General features: G+C 39.5%; 1 protein-coding gene. It reads right to left on the bottom strand.

Annotated features, from left to right (window positions below):
- Positions 1-26: 26 nt before the first annotated feature.
- Positions 27-1,688, bottom strand: coding sequence for an IS1182 family transposase (locus H5993_RS09080; RefSeq protein ID WP_056968813.1), 1,662 nt, complete (start codon positions 1,686-1,688; stop codon positions 27-29).
- Positions 1,689-1,834: the final 146 nt, after the last annotated feature.

The raw sequence follows: 1,834 nt of genomic DNA, 5'->3' as shown, positions 1-1,834 counted from the left end.
GGAGGCTGGGAATTAACTATTATTTTCTAGCTTCTAACTAAGAAAATGCGAACTATGATTTTTGATTTAATCAAAAATTGTAGTTCGCATTTTTGGTTATTTACTAAAAAGGGTCTTAATTGGTTGATCATTTTACCCAATTTCGTTAAGTTCAATGCCATTAAGGTTAATCCGACATCATTTTCCACAGCCCGTTGGCCGCGCAAATGAGTTCGGCGTACGCCAAAATCCCTCTTCATGCGACCAAAGACTGGTTCAACGTCGAACTTGCGTCGACGATAGATCATCTTACCTTCATCGCTTGAGAGGGTCTCTTTGACTTTTGCTTTGTAATAATTCCAAGTTGGATTAACCTGGATGTAGCGCTGACGCTTACCTGGCGTTTTAGCTAACTGATCTAACTCTTCTGATGATTGATGTGTGTCGGCACGATAGAGTTTAAGATCGCGCTTAAATCCATACTTATCAGTTCGTTTACTGTAGCGATAAAAACTGAAGCGAACGCCTAAATGATCAATATAGTAGTCATCTTCGGCATTGTACTGCCAATTCTGAGGTTTTGTTGGATCATTTTTGAACTTACGCTTCTGCTCTTTTTGATAGGTGGTGTATGGAATGAGTGGTTGCTTATCGAATTGGTCAAGCAGTGTTGTGTAATTATATTCACTACCGTAACCAGCATCAGCTACCACGTGTGTAAAGAAATCCAAGCCATGGAATTGCTTAAGAAATGGCACTAAAGTCCTAGTATCAGTAGGATTGGAAAATAAAGCATAATCAAGGACAAACTGATTATGCGTGGCAATCTGAAGATTATATCCGGGTTTGAGTTCTCGGTTCATCATCGGATCTTCTTTCATGCACATAAAAGTTGCGTCGTGGTCTGTTTTCGAAAAGCTATTTCGTCCTTGAAAAATATCTTCGACACGTTCATATTTTTTAGCCCGTGGAATTAAGTCTTCTCTCAGTTGACGACGAAGCTTCTTTAGAAAACGTCGCCGACGTTTTCTAACTGAACCACCTTTAATTATTTTCGGCTCCTGTTTAATGGCTTCGTCTAGATTAGTGATTTCTTTTTCCACTTCTTCAGCCATTAATTCCATACCGTCGATAGATTCAATCATTTCTGGTTTCATCTCTTTGATGACTTGCTTTTCTACTAACTCATCATAAATACTAGCCGTCTTTTCTCTCAACTTAGCGTGATACTTTTCTATTGCCCGACGCCAAGTAAACGAGTACTTATTAGCATCCGCTTCAACCTTAGTGCCATCAATAAAGACTGCATCATTTTGAATTAGCCCATGGTCCGTAAGAGCCATAGTAAAGTAAACAAAGGTACGTTTTATTAAGTTCCTGGCGTGCTCACTCCGTCGAAAGTTATTGATGGTATGGTAACTGTATGAATGATCACGGGCTAACCATCGCATTGGTAAGTTTTCTTCTAACAAGGTTTCTATTTTCCGGCCAGAATAAGTTTGACGAGAGTACGCAAACAACAGAATTTTTAACATCAGTGCAGGGTGAGAAAGTGGGCGGCCGGTGACGGCCACGTTCTCTTCTAACAAAACCTCTTGTGGAATGGAATCGACAAAAGTATCAATTAACCGAACCAGATGATTTTTTGGCACATTGTAGTCATAATTTAGTACGAATTCTGTTTGTCCCGTGATATAATTTTGATACATGAAAATCGCTCCTTTATGTTTGTTTTTAGGGGTAATTACATCATATCAGGAACGATTTCCTGTGTACATAAGAAGCCGGACGATGAACCAAGATTTGATTCATCGTCCGGCTTTCATTTTGGACTGAGAGTTTTTTCCCAGCCTCT

It is taken from the genome of Limosilactobacillus alvi (assembly GCF_016900115.1).
GTDB lineage: Bacteria > Bacillota > Bacilli > Lactobacillales > Lactobacillaceae > Limosilactobacillus > Limosilactobacillus alvi.
Note: the sequence above shows the minus strand (reverse complement) of the source record. Positions and strands in the feature narration are given on the sequence as shown.

Bases quoted from the DNA above. Each gene is read 5' to 3' on its own strand.
- H5993_RS09080 (WP_056968813.1), bottom strand. From the start codon at position 1,688: ATGTATCAAAATTATATCACGGGACAAACAGAATTCGTACTAAATTAT.